Origin of the sequence: Chitinibacter sp. GC72 (genome assembly GCF_009760905.1) — a bacterium.
Lineage (GTDB): Bacteria > Pseudomonadota > Gammaproteobacteria > Burkholderiales > Chitinibacteraceae > Chitinibacter.
This window is the reverse complement of the sequence record NZ_VIRW01000010.1, coordinates 35,971-54,147: the sequence shown is the minus strand read 5'-3', so window position 1 is coordinate 54,147 and position 18,177 is coordinate 35,971. Positions and strand designations below refer to the sequence as shown.

General features: G+C 55.1%; 17 protein-coding genes. 10 read left to right on the top strand and 7 right to left on the bottom strand.

The features are described from left to right. The 4 genes from ccmB to FLS37_RS10225 form a co-directional block, all read right to left on the bottom strand. A complete protein-coding gene (ccmB, locus tag FLS37_RS10240) occupies positions 1–675 on the bottom strand; it encodes a heme exporter protein CcmB (protein ID WP_157669799.1) in 675 nt (224 codons plus the stop codon). Next, the gene (gene ccmA, locus FLS37_RS10235) at positions 663–1,343 is read right to left on the bottom strand and encodes a cytochrome c biogenesis heme-transporting ATPase CcmA (RefSeq protein ID WP_198314575.1); all 681 of its coding nucleotides are present in this window, start codon (positions 1,341–1,343) and stop codon (positions 663–665) included. Before ccmA ends, ccmB begins: the two co-directional genes overlap by 13 nt. A 110-nt stretch (positions 1,344–1,453) precedes the next feature. Then, positions 1,454–2,698: an NnrS family protein gene (locus FLS37_RS10230; protein WP_157669798.1), complete on the bottom strand. Its 1,245-nt coding sequence runs from the start codon at positions 2,696–2,698 to the stop codon at positions 1,454–1,456. Between the two features lie 165 nt (positions 2,699–2,863). Further along, positions 2,864–3,052: a hypothetical protein gene (locus FLS37_RS10225; protein WP_157669797.1), complete on the bottom strand. Its 189-nt coding sequence runs from the start codon at positions 3,050–3,052 to the stop codon at positions 2,864–2,866. A 55-nt stretch (positions 3,053–3,107) separates the two neighbouring features. On the opposite strand from FLS37_RS10225, the gene FLS37_RS10220 reads away from it, so the two are divergent. The 3 genes from FLS37_RS10220 (at position 3,108) to FLS37_RS10210 (ending at position 9,216) form a co-directional block, all read left to right on the top strand. Further along, the gene (locus FLS37_RS10220) at positions 3,108–4,688 is read left to right on the top strand and encodes a methyl-accepting chemotaxis protein (protein WP_157669796.1); all 1,581 of its coding nucleotides are present in this window, start codon (positions 3,108–3,110) and stop codon (positions 4,686–4,688) included. 179 nt (positions 4,689–4,867) lie between these two features. Next, on the top strand, positions 4,868–8,692 hold the full coding sequence (locus FLS37_RS10215) for an EAL domain-containing protein (protein ID WP_157669795.1): 3,825 nt from the start codon (positions 4,868–4,870) through the stop codon (positions 8,690–8,692). Continuing rightward, a complete protein-coding gene (locus FLS37_RS10210; protein WP_157669794.1) occupies positions 8,665–9,216 on the top strand; it encodes a hypothetical protein in 552 nt (183 codons plus the stop codon). The genes FLS37_RS10215 and FLS37_RS10210 overlap by 28 nt, the downstream gene beginning before the upstream one ends. A gap of 79 nt (positions 9,217–9,295) precedes the next feature. Here the strand turns inward: FLS37_RS10210 and FLS37_RS10205 are convergent, their stop codons facing one another. After that, entirely contained in the window at positions 9,296–10,972 is a 1,677-nt protein-coding gene (locus FLS37_RS10205; RefSeq protein WP_198314574.1) for a bifunctional diguanylate cyclase/phosphodiesterase, read from the bottom strand. A gap of 69 nt (positions 10,973–11,041) precedes the next feature. Beyond that, positions 11,042–11,284 (bottom strand): hypothetical protein, encoded by a 243-nt coding sequence (locus FLS37_RS10200; RefSeq protein WP_157669792.1) that lies wholly within the window; start codon positions 11,282–11,284, stop codon positions 11,042–11,044. A gap of 121 nt (positions 11,285–11,405) precedes the next feature. Here FLS37_RS10200 and FLS37_RS10195 point away from each other — a divergent pair, with 121 nt between their 5' ends. The 5 genes from FLS37_RS10195 (at position 11,406) to FLS37_RS10175 (ending at position 15,966) form a co-directional block, all read left to right on the top strand. Further along, positions 11,406–12,410: a sulfate ABC transporter substrate-binding protein gene (locus tag FLS37_RS10195; protein ID WP_157669791.1), complete on the top strand. Its 1,005-nt coding sequence runs from the start codon at positions 11,406–11,408 to the stop codon at positions 12,408–12,410. Positions 12,411–12,591: 181 nt separating this feature from the next. Then, the gene (locus FLS37_RS10190) at positions 12,592–13,317 is read left to right on the top strand and encodes an EAL domain-containing protein (protein ID WP_157669790.1); all 726 of its coding nucleotides are present in this window, start codon (positions 12,592–12,594) and stop codon (positions 13,315–13,317) included. A gap of 30 nt (positions 13,318–13,347) precedes the next feature. Continuing rightward, entirely contained in the window at positions 13,348–13,956 is a 609-nt protein-coding gene (locus FLS37_RS10185) for an alpha/beta hydrolase (protein WP_157669789.1), read from the top strand. A 17-nt stretch (positions 13,957–13,973) separates the two neighbouring features. Then, entirely contained in the window at positions 13,974–14,318 is a 345-nt protein-coding gene (locus FLS37_RS10180; protein ID WP_157669788.1) for a hypothetical protein, read from the top strand. A gap of 67 nt (positions 14,319–14,385) precedes the next feature. Next, positions 14,386–15,966, top strand: coding sequence for an ABC transporter substrate-binding protein (locus FLS37_RS10175; RefSeq protein ID WP_157669787.1), 1,581 nt, complete (start codon positions 14,386–14,388; stop codon positions 15,964–15,966). A 66-nt stretch (positions 15,967–16,032) separates the two neighbouring features. Here the strand turns inward: FLS37_RS10175 and FLS37_RS10170 are convergent, their stop codons facing one another. After that, positions 16,033–16,932 (bottom strand): LysR family transcriptional regulator, encoded by a 900-nt coding sequence (locus FLS37_RS10170; protein WP_157669786.1) that lies wholly within the window; start codon positions 16,930–16,932, stop codon positions 16,033–16,035. Between the two features lie 125 nt (positions 16,933–17,057). On the opposite strand from FLS37_RS10170, the gene FLS37_RS10165 reads away from it, so the two are divergent. Further along, positions 17,058–17,594 carry a carboxymuconolactone decarboxylase family protein gene (locus tag FLS37_RS10165; RefSeq protein ID WP_157669785.1) on the top strand — a complete coding sequence of 179 codons (537 nt, stop codon included), beginning with the start codon at positions 17,058–17,060 and terminating at the stop codon, positions 17,592–17,594. 62 nt (positions 17,595–17,656) lie between these two features. Continuing rightward, on the top strand, positions 17,657–18,154 hold the full coding sequence (locus tag FLS37_RS10160) for a YHS domain-containing (seleno)protein (protein ID WP_198314573.1): 498 nt from the start codon (positions 17,657–17,659) through the stop codon (positions 18,152–18,154). Positions 18,155–18,177 lie beyond the last annotated feature (23 nt).

The window sequence follows — 18,177 nt, the reverse complement described above, 5'->3', positions numbered from 1 at the left end:
TTATTCAATCGCCAGTCGCAAAGCCTTGGCCGCCAGCCATGGGGCGAAAAAAACGCTGGTACACGCCATTGCCGCCAGCAAGGACAATTCGGCCATTCCGCTTTGCCCTGCCGCTACAGCGCCCACCGCGCCGCTGCCAAAAATCAGCACCGGCGCGAGCAGCGGCAGCACCAGCAATGCCAATAGCACTTCGCCCTGGCGCAAACCCAGCGTCAGCGCTGCGCCAATGCCGCCGAGCGCAGTAATAATCGGCGTCCCCACCAGCAAACTGGCCACCAGCATCAGGCACTGCGCAAGCGGCAAGCCATACTGAATCGCCAGCAAGGGCGCGGCCAGTGCCAGCGGCAAACTCGTCACCAGCCAGTGCGCGGCAAACTTGGCGGCCACCATCATGCTGGGCGGGTATGGCGCGAGCAGTAATTGCTCCAGCGAGCCGTCGATCCAGTCGCCATGAAACAACCTGGGCAGCGCCAGCAAATTGGCGAGCAAGGCGGCAACCCACAAAACGCCTGGGCCGATGCGCAGCAATCCGTTCGGCTCGGGCCCCACCGCCAGCGGAAACAGCGTGGCCACCAGCATAAAAAACATCAGCCCCAGCAATACATCCCCGCGCTGCCGCCACGCCAGCAGCACATCGCGCTCAAGAACGCTGGCAAAAAAACTCAGCACGCCCATGCAGCCTCCGGCACGGCGGTTGCGGCGTTGGGGGCATGTAGCGCCAAAATACTCACACTGGGTATTTGCTCTGGCAGCAATTGATGCGAGGTCAGTATGGCAATACCCCCACTATTCAAATGAGCTGCAATCCATGCGCCCAGCTCGGCCTGCCCGGCCAGATCAAGACCGACCCAGGGTTCATCCATAATCCAGATCGGGCGTGGCAGGGCCAGACAGCGGGCCAGCGTGGCACGGCGTTTTTGTCCTTGCGAGAGCTGGCGCACCGGCAAATCGGCATGGCAGGCCAGCCCGACCCGCTGCAGTACCTGCAGCGCAGTGTGTTCCGTCAGCCGAACACCATGCAGGCGCGCGCCAATCAGCAGGTTTTCCAGCGGGCTGAGCGTGTCTTTCAGTGCGTCACGATGGCCCAGATAGTGCAGTTGCGCGCCCAAATCATCGCCCCACTCGGCGTAGCTTTTGTCTTGCCAGCTAACGCGGCCCACAGGCGATGGCGATAAACCCGCCAGCATTTTGAGCAAGGACGTTTTTCCGACGCCATTTGCGCCCTGCACATGCAGGCACTGCCCGGCGAGCAGCGTAAAGCTCAAGCCGGAAAACAGCACCCGCCCGCCTCGCGCAGCCGCGAGATTCTGCACCTGCAACATATTGCCCCCGCGATCACTCATTTGCTACGAGTTTACCCCGACCGCGCCGCCCCAATTTGGGGATTAACGACTACCCCGTTCGAGGTACTCCCGCGCTCCTATCCTGCCCTATCCGGCCTCAGAATCATGAATCAGCCTGGCTGTCCGTCGGCTCGGGCCTGCCAGTACATCGGCAGATAAACCCTAGACCACGCCGCAACCGCTATCCCGGCAGCCAGTGCGGCCAAGAGATACAGCACCCCCTGCCAGGCGGGGATGATTTCGCCCAGCACGCGCGCCAGCGCCACGCCATGCATGGCCCAGTAAGCCACCCACGCCACCCCGCCCGCGAGCAAAGGCCGCCCCGAATGCCCCAGCGTGACCCGCGTGACAAAAGCCAGCAGCATGGTGCAGAAAAAACCCAGTGTCAGCGCGTGCAGCGGCGCAAAACCCAACCCGGGCTGCCCTAGCAGTTGCAATACATCACTGACCACAAACAGAGTCATGCCCAGCCCTGCCCAGGCAAATGCTGCGTGCAACATGGCCAGCAGCTTGACCTGAAAAGAGCGGCGCAATTGCCAGCGCCAGCTGGTGTAGAGCAAACCCACCGCCAACGGCAGATCAGCCAGTAGGGTATTGAGCTGGAGGTATTCCAGAATGATACGCAGCAGCAATAACCCACCCAGGGTATATAGCAGGCTCAGCGGACGCCAGGCGATATAGGGCTGTGGAGATTGCGGAGGCTGTAAAACATTTGCGGAAAAGAAGGGAATCATCCGGTGGCTCACCACCAGAAACACCGGCAGCAGAAAACCCCACACGCCCAGTGTGATGCTCAAGCGCCAGCCAGTCACCTGCCCCAGCGCAAAACCGGCCCAAGCAGCCAGCATGCCCGCACCACCCAGCGCAAAGGCAATGGCGATCAGCAGTGCGTGCGTTTTATCCGGTACCGGGCTACGCCAGACGGCGCGGCACCAGATCAGCGCGCCAGCCAGCCAGGCCAACGCATGGCACGCAACACCGACCAGCATGCACGCCGGTAACCAGCGCCCCAAGATATCGAGCACGCTACCCATGGCAAACAGCAGCAACACCGGCACGTATTGCCGCCGGCTTGGGCTGGGCACATTCAGCCAGCGCGGACCAGCGGTATAAATAAACCCCAGCATAAACAAGGGAAAAAAACCGTAAATCATCAGATAGCCGTGCCAGAGCATGGCCGGTATCCCCACCTGATGACCGATTTCCTGACCCAGCGTCAGACTGAATCCCGCGCTACGGCTGAGCATTTCCAGCGCCCATACCAGCAGGCTAGCCAGCAGCAAAACGCCCCCAGCCAGAAACCCCAGTCGATGCGGCGCTTGCAATAAGGGGCTGCGCAAATTGAATCGGGGCATGATGAAGAACCGGATGAGAAAGATAAGCCCATCTTAAGCAGGGCAATGAGGATCATTCTTGTTCCAGATCAGAAAAGCACGCCAGCAAACACACTATAAAGAGGTAGGCCTGCCCATATTGGAGCTCGGTATCGCACACGGGTATTGCGCCGTGTCTGTCGTCGTTTATCCTGATGCTGTATTACCCGGTACTGGCATAGAATGAAATACAGCAACGGTTTGCAATTCTGCCAACCCAACATAACTGGCCCTAGGGCACTGCGCAAAAAGCGCATCCATACACGCAAAACTCAACAAGGCAGCAGCTAAAGCTTGCTTTTCACCGCTGATCGGCAAAAATTGAACTGCTGCCATTCATGCTGCCCTGCAACACGTGTAACACAAAATCCATCTTCGAGCTCAAGACACCATGCGAAACAATCAGCCCGTCACGCACACCGAATACCATCTGGACGAAAAGCAGCCCATCGTGACCAAGACCGATTTAAGCGGCAATATCACCTACGCCAATCCGGCGTTTATCAAGATCAGTGGCTATCGCAAAGAAGAGCTGATTGGCCAGCCGCATAATATTGTTCGCCACCCGGATATGCCGCTTGAGGCCTTTGCCGATCTGTGGCACACAATCAAGGCGGGCTTGCCATGGCGCGGGCTGGTGAAAAACCGCTCGAAAGATGGCGGCTTTTACTGGGTGGACGCCTATGTTAGCCCGCTGACCGAAAATGGCCGAAAAGTCGGCTATATGTCGGTTCGCAGCAAACCCAGTACCGCGCAAATCCGCGCCGCCGAGCAACTTTATCAGTCGGTCAAATCCGGCCAGCAGGGCTTTCCAAACACGCGCTATACGCATCAGAGCGCGTTATCGCTACGCCTGATTGTGGCAGCCATCGTTCCCAGTCTGCTGGCTCTGGGCGGGCACTTGCTCAATGCGCCGTACTGGGGGCTGGCCGCAGCGCTACTGACGTCGTCGGCGCTGCTCTGGTGGATTTGTACCGCGATCAAAGCACCGATTGCCCAGCTGGAAACTGCGCTGGAAAAACTCGGCGAAGGCGATTTCAAATTCGAGCTCGATAACCATGCCGCACAGGAATTTCACCGCCTGCTGATGGCGATGCATTCGACCAAAGTGAATCTCAGGGCGATTATGGCCGATGTGGTGTCCTCCTCCGCCACAGTAGACCGCGAAACTGACGAGCTGAAACTGGAAGTCGACCGGGTTGTGGGCCGTTTTCAACAAAATAGCGACGGCATTGCCAGCGTGGCCGCCACGCTGGAGGAGCTCACCGTATCGGTGAGCGAGATCGCCGACGCCACCGAGCGCAGCTCCGAATACGCCGCCAGCACGCTTGAGCTGGCCAATCACGGCATGCAAAGCATGAAACATACGCTGGCCACCAGCCAGCAGTTTGAAAACCAAATGCGGCAGGCGCAAAAAGAAATCGGCCAGCTGACCAGCGAAATCAATTCCATCCAGCAAATGAGCCAGACCATCAAGGATGTGGCAGCGCAAACCAATCTGCTGGCGCTCAATGCCGCCATCGAAGCGGCCCGCGCTGGCGAGCAAGGACGTGGTTTTGCCGTGGTGGCCGACGAAGTTCGCCACCTGGCCGAGCGCACCACCAGTAGCACGCAAGGCATTGAAGCGCTCAGCGAGCGGGTGCTGGCGCAATCGCGCACGGCCTATGAAGTGATGAATCAGGTCATGGTGCAAATGCTGGACAATAACCGCCTGATCGAAAGCAACCATCAGGACCTGGCCAATATCAATCGGTCGGCGCAAGGTGTGGCCAGCTCGGCGGGTGATATTGCCCGCATGCTGGAGCAGCAAAAACAGGCCGCCAGCGAAGTGGCGGTGAATATGGAAAAAATGAGTGCATTGACCGATCAGAACAACGAGAGCGTACACATTATCGGCACCGCTAGCACGCAAATGGCCAGCACCGCCAGCGCGCTCAATGCACTGGTAAAGCATTTTGAGCAATCGCTGTAAATTTCACAAAAACAACAAGGGTATACTCGTGTAACCTTTATAAATCACACCCTCTATAGCCATACCCCACCAGCATCAGAGTCAATCCGATTGACACGCTGAAATGAGCCTATATTTGCGTGAGCACTACCCTATCTGAACATGGCCATATCAGCCTTGCAGCACAGGAAACGCCGGTAATGACCGTACACAATCAGCGCAAACGCTACATCCTGACCGCAGTCAGCAGCTACCTGCTGCTCGCGCTGGCGTGGATTGTGCTTTCTGACCAGTTGCTATTGCTGATGGTTGACGCTAGCAAGATGGCCTACCTCTCAACAATCAAGGGCATATTTTTTGTGCTAGCCAGTGCCGCACTGTTTTTTGTCGCGCTGAAAAATACCCCCAGCAACAGGCCCGTGCAAGACAACGTGTCTTTTCTGGACTCGGTCGTGGATGTCTCGCCCATCAAACCGCGCTACCCGGCCTGGATCAATTACGTGTTTGCCATCGCGATGACCAGCGCGATGTTTGCCTTTCATCAACAAATCGTGGAAGGTCCTGACTATGACCCACGGATGATTTTTTTCATTCTGCCTATTGTGGTGAGCGCCCTGCTGGGTGGACTGGGACCTGGGCTGACGGCCACGCTGATATCTGCAGTGGCTGTCGCCATCAGTACGCCACCGGATGTAGCGAGTTTTTTCAGTAAACCGCCGCTACTGATTCGCTGGGTATTTCTGCTGGTAAATGGTCTGATGGTCAGCCTACTGAGCGCCTTGCTCCGGCACTCCATCAAACGCATACAGCTCAACCAACATCTGCTTGAATCGGTCGTTACGGGCACTTCAGACGCCATTTTTGTTAAAAACCGGCAAGGACAATACCTGCTGGTCAATCGTGCCGCGGCAGCCTACGCCGGGAAAACCCCACAGCAATTACTGGGCCATACCGATCATGAGTTGTTTGCTCCTGAATCGGCACGGATGATTATCGAGCGCGATCAGGCCGTCATGCTGGCAGGCTCGGTGCAAACCGCAGAGGAATACGTACAGCGTCCAGGATCGGAAGCGGTCCACTTCCTCGTGACAAAAGGCCCCACCTTTGACCCTGAAGGCCATATCAACGGGATATTCGGCATCGCGCGAGATGTCAGTGAGCAAACAAAAAATCATACGTTACTGCAAGAGAGTGAAGCTGCACTCAAGCTGGCGCAACAACTGGCCGGCATTGGCAACTGGAGCTGGAATCTGCAGACCGATGAGCATACCTGGTCAAACGAAATTTACCGGATTTACGGCCGCCCCCCACAGCTAGCTCCGCTGATCTATCCCGATGTAGCACATTATTTTACGCGGGACAGCTGGCAAAGGCTGGCTGCCGCTGTCACGCAATGTCTGCAGGATGGGCTGCCCTACGAATGCACCGCCGAGCTGGTGCGGATAGACAAAACAGCGTGCTGGATCACCGCCCGTGGCGAAGCGCAGCGGGACAACACTGGAAAAATCATCCGGCTGAGCGGTACGGTGCAGGACATTACCGAGCAAAAATTGCTGGAAATCCGCCTGCAAAAAAGCCAGCAGCAATTGCAGCTGGTAATTGACGCCACCAGCGATGGCTTTTGGGATTGGGATTATCGCAGCGGCTATATTTTCCACTCGAAAAAATTTGATGAACTAATCGGCCAGAATGCGGCGGTGGACACGCATAATCTGGCGTTTTTTCTGGCGAATATCCACGTGGACGACAGAGATTACGTCCGCGTCATGTTCGAAAAACATCTGAGCGGCAATGCCGCCAGGATCGAATTTGACTGCCGGCTCAATAAGCCTGTCGAACCGGCCCAATGGATACAGGTGCGCGGTCAGATCGTGCAGCGCGATGAAAAGGCCAAGCCACTGCGCATCGTTGGCACGCTCTCGAACATTAGCGATAAAAAACAAACCGAGCTATCGCTCAAACAGCGCGAACGCCAACTTGAGCGCGTGATTGAAGGTGCTGATCAGGGTTACTGGGACTGGAATTTGCAAACGAATGAATTTCAGGTCAGCGAACGGTATGAAACCATGCTGGGTTTCGAGGCGGGAGAGATCGATGTCAGGATTGAAAACTGGCCAGAGCTGGTGCATCCGGAAGACTTCAAGCTGGCCATGATTTCAGTGCAGCGCCATCTGATGGCTCATGCGCCTTTGCACGAAGTGGAAATGCGCTTCAAAACCAAAAGTGGTGATTGGCGCTGGATATTGTCACGCGGGCGCGTGGTTGAGTGGGATCAGCACGGGCAGCCACTGATCATGTCCGGAACGCATACCGACATTACCGAGCGCAAGCTGCTGGAGCGCGCACAAAACGAAGCCGCCATCGTCTTTGACAGCAGCTATGAAGGCATTATGCTGGTGGACACTGATAACAAAATCATCAAGGTCAACTCGGCCTTTACCCAGATCACCGGCTATGCAGCTGAGGAAGTGATAGGCCAAACGCCCAGAATTCTGTCATCCAGCAGAAATGATCCGCAGCTTTACCGCGATCTGTGGGCCTCACTGAATGAACACGATTTTTGGCGCGGTGAGATCTGGAACCGGCGCAAAAATGGCGAAATCTACCCCGAGCTGCTGTCCATTTCGGCCGTACGTGATGCCTCCGGCCAGATACAACACTATGTCGGCCTATTTTCCGACATCAGCATGATCAAATCACATGAGGCCGAACTCGATCGCGTGGCCCATTACGACAAGCTGACCGGGATTGCCAACCGGCTGCTGTTTTCAGACCGGTTGCGGCAAGCCATTTTGCGCTCCAGCCGCAGCAATCTGGCGTGCGCAGTTTGCCTGCTCGATCTGGACGGATTTAAAGCGATTAATGACCGGCACGGGCATCACATCGGTGATCGCCTGCTAATCGCCATGACAGAGCGGCTACAGGAAACCTTGCGGGCAGAAGACACCATTGCCCGGCTGGGTGGTGACGAATTTGCACTGGTTTTTTCTGAAATTAACAACACAGAAGAATGCACCCAGATTCTGGATCGGGTACTGGAAGCCATTAGCCATCCGGTCAAGCTCGATGGCCTGCTGCTCAATATTTCGGCCAGCATCGGCGTGAGCCTGTTTCCTGAAGACAATGCCGACCCGGATACGCTGCTGCGCCACGCCGATCAGGCCATGTATCTGGCCAAAGAATCGGGCAAAAACCGCTATCAATTATTCGATCCGGAAAGTGATCGTAAGGCTCAACTACACCGGTATCGGCTGGAGCAATTGCAATACGCACTGCAAGAGGGACAGTTTGAACTGTTTTATCAACCCAAGGTGGATTTGCTCGACAATACCGTCATCGGCGTCGAGTCCTTGATCCGCTGGCAACACCCCGAGCAGGGCCTGCTTTCACCGGCAGAATTTTTGCCGTATTTGCACGGCAACGAACTGGAAGCAGCTTTTGGCCTCTGGGTTATCCAGACCGCGCTAGCACAGGCCTGGCACTGGCAAGAGCAAGGCTGCGCACTCAAAATCAGCGTCAATATCAGCGCCAACCACCTGCTTAAACCGTATTTTTACGAACAATTGGCGCAAAGCTTTGCCCCCTACCCCGGGCTGCCCAGATCATTGCTGGAGCTGGAAATTCTGGAATCGGCAGCGATTGAAGACATGACGCAAGCCGTGGACATTCTGGAGCGCTGCCGCGAGCTGGGCGTGAAAATTGCACTCGATGATTTTGGCACCGGCTACTCCTCACTGACCTATCTGCGCAAATTACCGATTGATACACTGAAAATCGACCAGAGCTTTGTTCGCGACATGCTGATCGACAGCGACGACCTTGGAATTGTCGAGAGCGTGATCAAGCTGGCCGCCGTCTTTAATCTGGAAGTCATCGCTGAAGGCGTAGAAACCAAAGAACACGGCCACGCCCTGCGCCAGATTGGTTGCCGCTACGCACAAGGCTACGGCATCGCCAAACCCATGTCCGCCAGCCAGATCGCCGACTGGCAAAAATCATGGCTGGCGACTGGACAGAACCAATAATCACAGAACATGATAATGCCATGAAGTCGCTGATTTGCTTGCTATTTGCTGTTGCCGCGCAACTCGCTTGCACCCAAGGAAACGAGTCAGGCCAGCACTACTTGAATGATTTTGGGAAGTTAATCACGAAGGCAGAGCATATTGAAATTGTTGAACACTCTTCGCCATTAGATCTTGTTGATGCGAATACAGGCATCCCCAGCCCATCGACGGAGATCATTTACAAGCGAATTAAATTAACTGACCAGCAAAAAAATCAGTTTAAGTCCAAGATTGAGGCACTACCTCCAAAAACTCAGAATTTATTTCCTTCTTGCATCATCGTGGCTCATCACCGGCTCGAGTTTTACACCGCAGGGATGAAGATTGACTCTATGGAAATTTGCTTTGAATGCGGTCAGGTTGAATGGAGCGGGACTAAGGCAACTCCACCTCTGTCTTTATATTCCGGTCTCGAGTCATTTATTTTATCGGTGGGAATGCAGCCAAAACAAGACTGGGCATCACTCGCATCAAGGCATTAAAACGGTGTCAGATTTGGCAAACCCATGCCAGCACCCACTGATTTTTGATTTTAAAGCGCACCAGATTAGCCACTACCCTTTAAGATCCTAGGTATTTTGCAGCGGCGTCTTTTTCTAGCGGGCGGCTGAACCAATAGCCTTGGGCGTGCTGTACGCCTTGTGCATGCAGCCATTGTGCTTCGGCTTCGGTTTCCACGCCTTCGGCGACAATTTCCAGCCGCAGTGCGTAGGCCAGATCGACCAGTGCGCGGCAAACCTGCTGGGCGGCCTGATTGCCGGCAATATTGTGGATCAGGCTGCGGTCAAATTTCAGCTTGGACAAGGACATGCGCGAAAGCTGAGCCAGATTGGAGTAACCGGTACCAAAATCATCCATATGTACCTCGATCCCCGCTTGCGTCAGCGTGCGCAGCGACTGCAAGGATGGAGCCTGCATCAGTGTTGATTCGGTCAGCTCCAGTACAATTTTGTCCTGCAAAAAAAGCGGCAGCCGGTGTATGCGGCGAATCACCGAGTCGGCAAAATCCAGACTGGTCAGTTGCAAGGCCGACACATTCACCGCCACGGGCACGACAGCCAAACCCGCACAGGCCCAAGCCTGAACCTGTGCAATCGCCTCGTCCAGCGCCCAATCGCCGATGGCCGCAATAATGCCGGTTTGCTCGGCAAACGGAATAAATTCAACCGGGCTAACTTCACCACGTTGCGGCTGATGCCAGCGGATCAGTGCTTCAAAGCCGATCAGGCTCGAATCGCTCAAACAGATCTGCGGCTGGTAGACCAGCCGGAATTCCTGCCGCGCCAGCGCCTGGCGCAATTCGCGCTCCAGCTCCAGCTGCAGGACAGCGTACTTGGCCATTGCCCGCTCAAACACGCTAATCTGCCCTCGTCCGTCGGCCTTGCCCTGATAGAGCGCAATATCGGCGTGCTTCAGCAGCTGCCCCGCGCTCTGGCCATCGGCAGGAAACTGCACGCGACCCGCAGTAAAGCCCAGCTGGAAATCAAGCTCTTCAATCTGGATATGCCCGCTTAAAAAGCCCAGCAACTGATCATCGACCCAGCTCGCTTCTTCGGTGGGCGCCAGTAAAACAAATTCATCCCCGCCCAGACGGAACACCAGTTGATTCAGGCTTTGCAGGCGCTGGGCCACTTGCACCAGCGCGGCATCGCCAGCCGCATGCCCCAGCGCATCATTAATCCGCTTGAAATGGTCCAGATCAATCAGCCACAGACCAAATCCTGCCCCGGCCTCGATCCACGCGGCCAGCTGCAATTCCAGATAGGTGCGGTTATACAGTTGGGTTAAAGGGTCGTGCCAGGCCAGCCATTGCAGCTGCTCCTGCGCCTGCTTGCGCTCGCTAATGTCACGGGCTATGCCTGCCGTGCCGATCACTCGCCGCCCCTCGCGCACCGGTACCTTGATCAGTTCCATCCAGCGTTTGCCGTCGATCACATGATCAAAAGGGTGTTCTTCGCGTATCGCCTGCCCTGATTGCAGCACCTTGAGATCGTCGGCCTTGTATTGCGCCGCCAGATGCGGCGGTGAAAGAAAGTAATCGTCCTTGCCGAGCAAGCTGGCGGGGTCTTTGATTTGCCAGATGTCACAAAAGGCCCGGTTGACCACTACAAAACGGCCATCAGCGTCTTTGGCCCAGGCCAGATCAGGGATGCTATCAACCAGCGCCTGATAGCGCTGGCGCAAACGGCGCGCGCGCCAGGCATAAACCAGCAGCAAGGCACAAACGGCGACAGACATTGCCAGCAACCAAAGCATCGCAACCCCTAGTATGACGTGTTGATGAACAGCCTGTTCAGTGTAGCGTGATCAGAGGGCAAATACATTGATCCGCCCGCGCAGTGGGTGAAAAACCACCAGCGTGTGATCATCAATAAGCGTATAGACAGCGACACAAAGCGCAGAACGTTTGTTCGCCAAAAGAATAATCAGGCAGCAAAATGCTTGATGCAAAAGGAAATACTGCGTTTCAAACGCGGGTTTGTTCACATTTTCTGTGGATAAATTGAATGCGCGGCAAACACAAAGACACTGCAAGAGATTGAGCAGCATCCTGACATTCACCGTAACAATAAAATTAAAGTTATAAAGCTAAAATTTATTAGTATTATATGAAATATAAATTCGATGGCATGATTCACCTCGCCAACCCAAAACACAAGGACAGGGAATCATGAAACTCAAACACACCCTTACAGCAATTACCCTTGCCATCGCCAGCGGCACCAGCCTGGCCGCCAGTATCGAGCTACTGAATGTGTCTTACGATCCAACGCGTGAGCTGTATCAGGAATATAACAAAGCCTTTGCCAAACACTGGAAAGCCAAAACAGGTGACGATGTGACGGTACGCCAGTCTCACGGCGGCTCAGGCAAGCAAGGCCGGTCGGTCATCGACGGACTGGAAGCCGATGTAGTGACCCTTGCCCTTGCCTACGACATTGACGAGCTGGCTGAAAAAGGCAAATTGCTCAGCCCGGACTGGCAGAAAAAGCTGCCGAACAATGCCAGCCCTTACACCTCGACCATTGTTTTTCTGGTTCGCAAAGGCAACCCGAAAAAGGTCAAAGACTGGAATGACCTGATTCGCGACGACATCAAGGTCATCACACCGAATCCGAAAACCTCGGGCGGCGCGCGCTGGAACTATCTGGCGGCCTGGGCATACGCCCTCAAGCAGCCTGGCGGCAACGACGCCAAAGCACGTGATTTTGTGCAGAAGCTGTTTAAAAATGTACCGATTCTGGATACCGGCGCACGCGGCTCGCTGGTGACGTTCACACAGCGCGGCCAGGGTGATGTATTCCTGTCGTGGGAAAACGAAGCCGTGCTGGCGATCAAGGAGCTGGGCCCGGATAAATTCGACATTGTGGCGCCTAGCCTGTCGATTCTGGCCGAGCCACCGGTGGCGATTGTCGATAAAGTCGTCGACAAAAAAGGCACGCGCAAAGTGGCGACCGAATACCTGAACTACCTGTATTCCAAAGAAGGTCAGGAAATTGCCGCACAAAACTACTACCGTCCGCAGGATAAAGCCGTTCTGGCCAAGTACGCCAAGCAGTTTCCGAACGTGAAACTGTTCGACATCGACGATGTGTTCGGTGGCTGGGCCAAGGCGCAGAAAACCCACTTTAGCGACGGCGGCGTGTTCGACCAGATCTACAGCGCAGGCAAATAAGGCCCACTGCGCCTGCCCGGCAGCAGCCGGGCACACACCACAGGGTATATGCCTGCAGCCAATACATAAAAAAGGCTATAGGCATATACCCCATAGGTCATTCTGAGCAGGTCGGTTGGCAAACCACGCCATCGCAGGCTATGCCCGGGACAGAAATACATTCCATGCGAAGGATTGCGCCATGAACTGGCCACATATACAAGCAAGCGAGCGCTTGCCGGTGCCGCCCGAAATTGCCCGCGACTGGCCAGAAAGCCTGTTTCAGGTCGATTCGCTGCGCGGCATTCTGGTCAAGGCGCTGGGCTCCACGCTCGCGTCGGCGTTTCAGCCGATTTTTGATCGCCATAATCACCACTTTGCCGACGAAGCCTTGCTGCGCGCCTCAGTGCGCGATAAAGCCATTTCGCCGCCGCAGGCTTTTGCCTCGGCACGGCAAGGTCACAAACTGGTCGCTTTTGACCGCCTATGCCGCACCCTGCATGTGATGAATTACAGCAGCTATGCCCAATCGAACCGGCTGCTGTTTTTAAATGTTCACCCCGAATTGCTGGAAAACGAAACCGTCGCCGTCGATGCCAGCGCAATCGGCCGCGCAGTGAAAAACTACCGCGCCAAAGGCTACCGGATTGCGCTGGATGATTTTGGCCACGGCATGGCCAATCTGGACCGGCTCTGGCTGCTTGAGCCTGATTTCGTCAAGCTTGACCGCCATATTCTGGCGCTGGCCGCCCAGCAGGACAAAGCCCGGCAAGGCTACGCCAAGCTGGTGTCGCTGCTACACGACGCAGGCAGTCAGGTCATTGCCGAAGGTGTCGAGACGCAAATCGAAAAAAGCATCGCACTGGATAGTGGCGTGGATGGCCTGCAAGGCTTTTTCCTGGCTCGCCCAAATTACCGTCCACTCTAAAAATAACAAGCTTTAGATCGAGCATACCTTATGGCGACCATTGAACGCTGGCTGAGCGCCGGAAACCGCATCCTGATTGCCCCGGGCTGGAATAATTCGCCCGCCGACCACTGGCAATCGATCTGGCAACAGCAATACCCGCAAATCGAGCGCATCGAGCAAGACGACTGGCAGCATCCCAAAGCCGCCGATTGGGTGCGCAGCTTTGAGCAGAAAATTGCTGAGAGCGACGCCCCCACAATCATTGTGGCGCACAGCCTCGCTTGCGCTACGTTGGCTCACTGGGCGGCGCTATTTGGCCGCAACCGAGCCGTGCAAGGCGTATTGCTCGTTGCCCCGGCCGATGTAAAGCGGCCCGAGGCGCCCGACGAATTTCAAGGCTTTATGCCGCTACCGTCGATTGCTCTGCCGTTTACCAGCTGGGTAATCGCCAGCGATAACGATCCGAGCTGCAGCGTGGATCGTGCCGTGCAATTGAGCCAGAGCTGGCGCAGCAAGCTGCACTGGATAGAAAACGGTGGCCACATCAATGTCGAATCAGGGCACGGTCAATGGCCTGAAGGCTTGCAACTGCTGGAGCAGCTGATTAGCAAAATCCATGAGCAAGAAATGCTGATTGAGCTGGACATCTCTCAGTAAAACAATGGGGCAAATTGATGCATCGAAAACAAAGTCCAGCAGCCAGCGACTTTGATGGCTGTTATGCCCCACTGACCAATCGGCAGATCAATGCGCTAAAAAATCATTTGGACCGCGAATACTTTACCCCGCAAGAAGTAGCTGCAATCAGTTACCGGCATCTGCTGCATATCCCGGGCCTGGGAGAAAAAAGCCTGCAATTGATCCGCAGTTGGCTGCAACAATACGGCCTAGATGTACATATCCCCGCCAGCAAAGAACACAAGGTCTCGCGTAGCGATAAACAGCTGGCAAAAGCCAAAGAAATACTAAATAAATACGGATACGCGCTGCTGGCACCGGAAGAACAGCAGCATCGCTAGCAACAAACACGGCGACATCAAGAACAACAACACAGCCTTAGCCGATTTAAAAACCAGAGGTATATTCATGAACATCAATCCAGCCATTGCCTTAATCGGCATACTCCTTAGCGGTATATCACACAGCAAAGCCTTGACCGTGTGCACCGAAGCCAGCCCCGATGGTTTTGACGTGGTGCAATACAATTCGCTGACCAATACCAACGCGGCGGCCGACACCATTTTCAACCGGCTGCTTGAATACGATGCCAGTAGCGGCAAGCTGGTGCCCAGCCTGGCGCAACAATGGCAAGTGAGCGCAGATGGGCTGCAATACACTTTCAAGCTGCGAGCGAAGGTGGCGTTTCAGCGCACCGATTATTTCCAGCCCACCCGGGCTCTGAATGCCGACGATGTCATTTTCAGCTTCCAGCGCATGCTCGACCCCAATCACCCCTGGCATGCCAGCGCCCCCAACGGCTACCCGCACGCCCAATCATTTGGGTTAGGCAAGCTGGTTAAGGACATCCGCAAAATCGACGATTTGACCGTGCAATTTACTTTGCAGCAGGCCGACGCCACTTTCCTGCCCTTGCTGAGCATGGGTTTTGCGTCGATTTATTCAGCGCAATACGCCGCCCAGCTACTGGCCACAAATCAGCAAAATGCGTTCAACAGCAAACCGATTGGCACCGGCCCATTTGCATTGCGCAGCTTTCAAAAAGACGCCGTAATCCGCTTTGATGCCCACCCACAGTATTTTGGCGGCAAGCCCAAATCGGATAAATTAATCTACGCCATCACCCCGGATCCGGTGGTGCGGGTACAAAAAGTCAAAGCTGGCGAATGCCAGATTGCGCTCGGCCCCAAACCGCAGGAAATCACCGCCGCGCAGCAGGATAAAAACCTGAAAGTGCTCAGCACACCGATGTTTGCCACCGCTTTTGTCGCACTCAATACGCAGCACAAACCCTTGGACAAGGTGGAAGTCCGTCAGGCGCTCAAACTGGCTTTCGACCAGAAAACCTATCTAAATCAAGTTTTCCAAGGCACCGCGACTGCGGCCAATAGCCCGCTGCCACCTGCAACGTGGAGCTATCTGGGCGACAAGGAAACCAGCTACAACTCAACCAAGGCCAAAGCGCTGCTCGCTAAAGCCGGCTTTCCCAATGGCTTTGATACCACAATCTGGATTCGTCCGGCAGGCAGCACACTGAACCCGAATCCACGGCTGGGTGGCGAATTGCTGCAAGCCGATCTGGCGAAAATCGGCGTTCGCGCCGAGCTAAAAACCATTGAATGGGGTGAATTAATCAAGCGTGCCAAAGCGGGCGAACATGACATTCTGTTTATGGGCTGGAGCGGCGACAATGGTGACCCGGATAATTTCCTGACGCCGCAATTTGCCTGCGCCTCGCTCGAATCGGGGCTCAATTTCGCCCGTTTCTGCCTGCCACAGCTCGATGCACTGATCAAGAAAGGCCGCACCACGGCCAATATCAATGAGCGCAGCAATCAATATCAGGCCGCGCAAAAAATCATCGCACAGCAAGCTTTGTGGATACCGCTGGCGCACCCGCTAACTTCGGTGATTACCACGCCCAAAGTCTCAGGCTATGTCGTCAACCCGTTCGGGCGGCAAAACTGGCTCAACGTACGCAGCCAGTAAGCACGCGGGCCAGCAGCAGCGCGCTGATCGCTCCATGGCAGGGTTTGCATGAGGGCAAGACGGTACCTAGTTAAGCGCGCTGTTTTCTTTGAGTGCCTGCGCCATAAAATCAACAAAAGCGCGAATCTTGGCCGAGCCATGGCGGCCTTCGCGGTGTACCACATGAATCGGCAATGGTTTGGCTTCAAATTCACCCAGTACCGTTTTGAGTTCGCCGCTCTGCAAATGCGCCGCCACCTGATACGACATCAGGCGCGTAATTCCCGCGCCATGGCGCACCGCTGAAATCGCCCCATCATTACTGGTGACGGTAATGCGCGGTTTGATGCGCACGACTTTGCTGTGCTCATCTTCGCCAAACTTCCATTCCACCGTGGGGCTAATGCTGCTGGCGGCTACGATCTGGTGCTGCAGCAAATCTTGCGGGGTTTGCGGGATGCCATATTGCGCCAAATATTCGGGCGAGGCGCACAGTACGCGGCGCACTTGCCCCACCCGTATTGCCCGCATCGTGCTGTCGGGCAAAGCGCCGATGCGGATACCCACGTCCACGCCTTCTTCGAGCATATTCACCACCCGATCGAGAAACATTGCCGACACATCGACATCCGGGTAGCGCTGCAAAAATTTCACTACCTGCGGCATCACATACAACTGGCCAAATAGCACTGGTGCGGTAATGGTCAGATGGCCGCGCGGCTCGGCGTTAATGCCGGCAGCCACTTCGTCCGCTTCTTGCACTTCGGCCAAAATCCGCCGCGCATCGTCCAGATAGCGTTGCCCTGCATCGGTTACTCGCACATAGCGCGTGGTGCGGTTTAACAGTTTCACGCCCAAATCTTCTTCCAAGGCAGCCACTGCGCGGGTGACTGCTGGCGGCGACATCGCCAGCTTGCGCGCTGCGGCGGCAAAGCTCTCGGTTTCGGCCACCGCCACATAGACGGTCATCTGATGAAAGCGATCCATGATTTATTCCATTTTTAGCAACAATCTATTGTCATTCATGTGGATTCTTCTTTCAAGTGAAGATCGGCACAATGCACTCATTCGCTCAACACCGAGTGAACTTCTTAAATCTAAAGGAAAAAATCATGAGCCGCATTAACGTCGTTACTACTGAAACTGCAACTGCCGAACAACAAGCTTTGTTTGATGCCATCCACGCTCAGCTGGGCATTGTGCCGAACTTCTTGAAAGTGTTTGCCAATTCACCCGCTGCACTGCGCGCCTTCCTCGGTCTGCACGGCATTGCGAAAGAAGGCAGCCTAGATTTGCAAACGCGTGAACGTATCGCCCTAGCTTTGGCGCAGCAAAATTCTTGCGAATACTGCCTGTCAGCGCACACCGCAATCGGTAAAGGCGCAGGTTTGAATGGCGACGAAATCGCGGCTAACCGTGCCGGTACTAGCCAAGACGCGAAAGCGGCGATTGCCGTGGAATTGGCGCGCTCTTTGGCTGAGCACAAAGGCGAAATCACCACCGCCGAATTGATCGAAGCGCGTAACGCTGGTTTTAGCGATGCGGACATCGTCGAGATTATTACCCACGTCGGCATGAATTTGCTGACCAATATCTTGGGCAAAGCCAGCCGCCTGGAAATCGACTTCCCGAAAGTGACTTTAGCTTAATTAATGATTTAACCCGTAACACCCTCACGACTGACTATTTATTTTTTAAAAGGACTTATCCCATGTTGAATCTTCGCAAAACCCTGATCGCCGCAACTTTGATGTCTGGCTTCGCATTCTTGGCGGCTGTACCGAGCACTGCCATGGCCTATGACGAAACGTCGACCGCCTCAGTGAATGTGGACGAACAAGGCGTTGGCCTGAAAGGCTACGACCCAGTGGCGTACTTCACCGCTAAAGCGCCAACCTTGGGCAATGCCGCTTACAGCGCGCAGCACGATGGCGTGACTTATCACTTTGCTAGCAAAGCCAACCGCGACAAGTTCACTGCGAACCCAGCGCAATACGCACCCCAGTTTGGCGGCTTCTGCGCGATGGGCGTGGCTTTGGACAAGAAGTTGGATGGTGATCCACAAGCTTGGAAGATTGTGGATGGCAAGCTGTACCTGAATGTGAATAAAGAAGTACAGAAGAAATGGCTGGAAGACGTGCCGGGCAATCTGAAGAAAGCCAATATGGAATGGCCGTCGATCAAGGATAAAGCACCGAAAGATTTGTAATTAACCCATGGGTATATCGCCAC